The organism is Skermanella sp., assembly GCF_059503625.1.
This window is the reverse complement of record NZ_JCACHA010000076.1, coordinates 1-4,098: the sequence shown is the minus strand read 5'-3', so window position 1 is coordinate 4,098 and position 4,098 is coordinate 1. Positions and strand designations below refer to the sequence as shown.

At 65.1% G+C, this 4,098-nt stretch carries 2 protein-coding genes; both read left to right on the top strand.

From position 1 onward, the window contains the following. A partial coding sequence (locus AC5JJ6_RS02055; protein WP_496040447.1) for a response regulator occupies positions 1-3,362 on the top strand: 3,362 nt, incomplete at its 5' end. A 76-nt stretch (positions 3,363-3,438) separates the two neighbouring features. Continuing rightward, on the top strand, positions 3,439-4,098 hold a 660-nt coding region (locus tag AC5JJ6_RS02050), incomplete at its 3' end, for a cation diffusion facilitator family transporter (RefSeq protein WP_496040446.1).

The following is a 4,098-nucleotide window of genomic DNA, read 5'->3' as shown; positions in this document are numbered from 1 at the left end:
CGAAGATCATAGGCCGCCAGCGCGAGGTCGTCGCCTGCCGTCGGTCGGGTGAGGTCTTTCCGATAGAACTGGCGATCGCGGAGATCACGCTGGAGGAAGGCCGCAAGTTCATCGGAGTCATCCGCGACATCACCCTGAGAAAAGAGGCGGAGCGCGAGATCCGCGACAGCGAGAAGAGCTTCCGCGATTTTGCCGCCTCCGCGTCCGACTGGTTCTGGGAGATGGACGACCGGCTGCGCTTCACCCGGTTCCTCGGCAATTTCGAAGCTGTGCTGGGCGCTTCAGCCGAGATTGCCGTCGGCCGCACCCTGCGCGAACTCGTCGGCCCCGATGCGGACACCGAGCGGCTCGGCGATCTCGACGCGCACAGGCCGTTCCGCGGGCTGACCTGCCGTTTCGAGGATGTCGAGGCTACCGTCCGCACCATCAGCATCAGCGGGACGCCGCTGTGTACCGACCAGGGCGTCTTCACCGGCTACCGCGGCACCGCGACCGACCTGACCGCATCCGTCGCCGCCGAACAGCGGATGAACCTTGCGGAAGCCAAGCTCGCGGCGGCAATCGCTAGCATCTCCGAAGGCTTGGTGCTGTTCGACGCCGACGACAGGCTCGTCCTGTGCAACGAACCGTACCGGCACATGTTCGCTCCGATCGCCGATCTTCTTCAGCCCGGCCTTTCCTTCGATAAGGCGCTCGACGCCCTGGTCGAGCGCAGCCATTACCTGGACCATGGCCATGCCGCCGAATGGCTGACCGACCGTGTCGAAGCCCATCTCCGCGCCGACGGCACACCGTTCCTTCACTACATGGCGAACGGCATGGAGATCGAAAGCACGGAGCGCCGCACCCTCGACAGCGGGACTGTCGGCATCTACGTGAACGTAACCGACCGACGCCGGATCGCCCGCGAACTTCTCGACGCGAAGGAGAAGGCGGAGGCCGCCGACCATGCCAAGTCGGAATTCCTGGCTGCCATGAGCCACGAGATCAGAACGCCGATGAACGGCGTCATCGGCATGACCGGCCTGCTGCTGGATACGGGCCTTACGTCCGACCAGCGCTACTATGCCGAAACGATCCGGGAGAGCGGCGAAGCTCTGCTCGCCATCATCAACGACATCCTGGATTTCTCCAAGATCGAGGCAGGGCGCCTGGAACTGGAAGAGACCGAGTTCTCGATCCTGGACGAGGCGGAAGCGGTGGTCGAGCTGCTGGCCCCGCGAGCGCTTTCCAAGGGGATCGAGATCGTCTCCTTCGTGCCCCCCTCCCTGCACAAAATGGTTCTGGGCGACCCCGGGCGGCTTCGGCAGATCCTGCTCAATCTGGTCGGCAACGCCGTCAAGTTCACCGAACACGGCGTGGTTTCGCTTCAGGTGATCGATCTCGCCGGGCCGGACGGGCTCAAGAGTATCCGCTTCGTCGTGGACGACACCGGCATCGGCATCCCTCCGGAAGCGATGGGACGGCTGTTCCGGCATTTCTCCCAGGTGGACAGCACGACGTCCCGCCGCTACGGCGGTACCGGCCTCGGGCTCGTCATCTCCAAGCGGCTGGTCGATCTGATGGGCGGCGACATAGGGGTGGAGAGCACGGTCGGCCGGGGTTCCACCTTCTGGTTCGAACTGCCGCTGGCCCGGACCGACCGGATGCCGGCGGCCAAGCAGGCGGACTGGTCCGTACTGGCGGGCCGTCATGTGCTGATCGTCGACGACACGGCGGTCAACCGCGACATCATGGTGCGGCAACTGACGCCGTGGGGCGTGCAGACCAGGACTGCCGTTTCCGCAGCCGAAGGCCTGATGATCCTGCGCCAGGCCGCCAAGTCGGGGCAGTCCATCGACGCCGTACTGCTCGACCACAACATGCCGGAGATGTCCGGTATCGACCTGCTGGCGATCCTGCGCGCCGACCCTCGGCTGCGCGGTCTCAAGATCCTGCTCTGCTCGTCGTCGGGGGTAGGCAGCCTGAAGGACGAACTGATCGGCGTGGAGGTCGACGGCTTCCTTCACAAGCCGCTCCGTCACACGACCCTGCTGACCCGGCTGGCGGAAATGCTCGGCGGTGCGATCGAGGATGCGGGCGCCGTCACCAGTGCACCGGCGGAGCCGGCGATGCCCGCCCGCCGCTTGCGTATCCTTGTGGCCGAGGACAATCAGGTCAACCAGCAGGTTGCAACCGGCCTGATCACCAAGCTTGGCCATCGTGTCGACATCGCGGCCAACGGACGCGAAGCGGTGGAGGCGATCTGCAACCTCCCCTACGATCTCATCCTCATGGACGTCCAGATGCCGGAGATGGACGGGTTCGAGGCGACCGCGGCGATCCGGCGCCTGAACGGCGGCCGTGCCGATGTCCCGATTATCGCCATGACCGCCAATGCGATGGAAGGCGATCCGCAGAAGTGCCTGGCTGCCGGCATGGACGATTACATCGCCAAGCCGGTCGACCGACGCAAACTCGCCAACGCCATCGGCTACTGGTCGGCCCGGCGCAGCGGCGGTGCCGAACTGGCGTCCGCACCGGTGGTGGAGGCTCTACCCAAGCCGATGCGGGAGCCTGACCATATCCCCGATCCGGAGCAGAAGCAGGACCTCAGACGCGCGATCCTGGTCGTCGAGGACGATCCGATCAGCCGCCGGATACTCGCCGGACTGCTGAAGGAGGAAGGGCGCGACATCGATACCGCCGTCAATGGCACCGAAGCGGTCGAAGCGGCGAAACGCCGCCCCTACGATGCCATCCTGATGGATATCCAGATGCCGGAGATGGACGGCTTTGCCGCCACCCGCGCAATCCGGGCGCTGCCCAGCCCGTCAGGCGCCACGCCGGTCATCGCCATGACGGCGGATGCCGACCTTCTTCAAGGGGACGAGTGGCGCGACTGCGGCATGATCGACTTCGTGACGAAGCCGATCAACCGCAAGCAGGTCAACGAGAAACTCGAGCATTGGACGTCCCAGGCCGCCGACAAGGCTTCCGGCAAGGCCGCCAATATGGCCGATGACGAGGCAGGACAAGTGGAGGTCGAGCGGCTGGCCGATCTGGCCGACGCGATGGGCTGGGATACCGTTGCCGAACTTGTGGAACTCTTCATCGAGGCGAGCGGACAGTCCGTCACGGCCATCTGCGCGGCACTCGCCGCTGGCGATCTGGTCAGAGCCGGCAAGGAAGCCCATACCCTCAAAGGCTCTTCCAGCAATGTCGGAGCCGTGACCGTGCAGGCCGTTTGCCAGACTTTGCTGGAGGCGTGCCATCACGACGACTTGGCTGCCGCCCGATCCCTGGCCATGCCGGTCGCCACCGCCACCGCCGCAGCCGTCGTCCCGCTGCGCGCCGCGACGGCCGATCGGGTGACCGCCTGAGCGATCCGGCCATGCGATCGCCGCCTTGGAACCGGCCGACCTTCCTGCCGGTTCCTCACCTGAAGGGATCAGGTGAATGGCTGCTCAACCGCAAAACCACAAAGTTATCTATGCAGCCCTGGCGGGAAACCTGCTGGTTGCGCTGACCAAGTTCGTCGCCGCCTGGTACACCGGCAGCTCAGCCATGCTGAGCGAAGGGGTTCACTCGCTGGTGGATACCGGCAACCAGTTCCTGCTGCTCTACGGGCTTCGGCAGGCGGCCCGCCCGCCGGATGAAAGTTACCCGCTTGGCCACGGCCGGGAACTCTATTTCTGGAGTTTCATCGTTGCCTTGCTGGTCTTCGCCCTGGGCGCGGGGGTTTCGATCTACGAGGGCATCATCCATATCGGCGATCCGGTGAAAATCAGCAACCCGCTGATCAACTATGTCGTGCTGGGTTTGGCCATGCTGTTCGAAGGCGCTTCCTGGTATGTCGCGCTCAAGGACTTCCGCCGGATCAAGGGCACCCGTGGCTGGTTCAAGGCGATCCGGGAGAGCAAGGACCCGACGACCTTCACGGTCCTGTTCGAAGACACCGCCGCCCTGGTCGGTCTCGCCATCGCGTTCGTCGGGACGGCAGCCAGCGAGTGGTTCGAGGCGCCGGTCCTGGACGGCGTCGCATCCATCGCGATCGGCTGCGTCCTGGCTATCACCGCCATTCTGCTGGCCCGCGAAACCAAGGGTCTGCTGATGGGG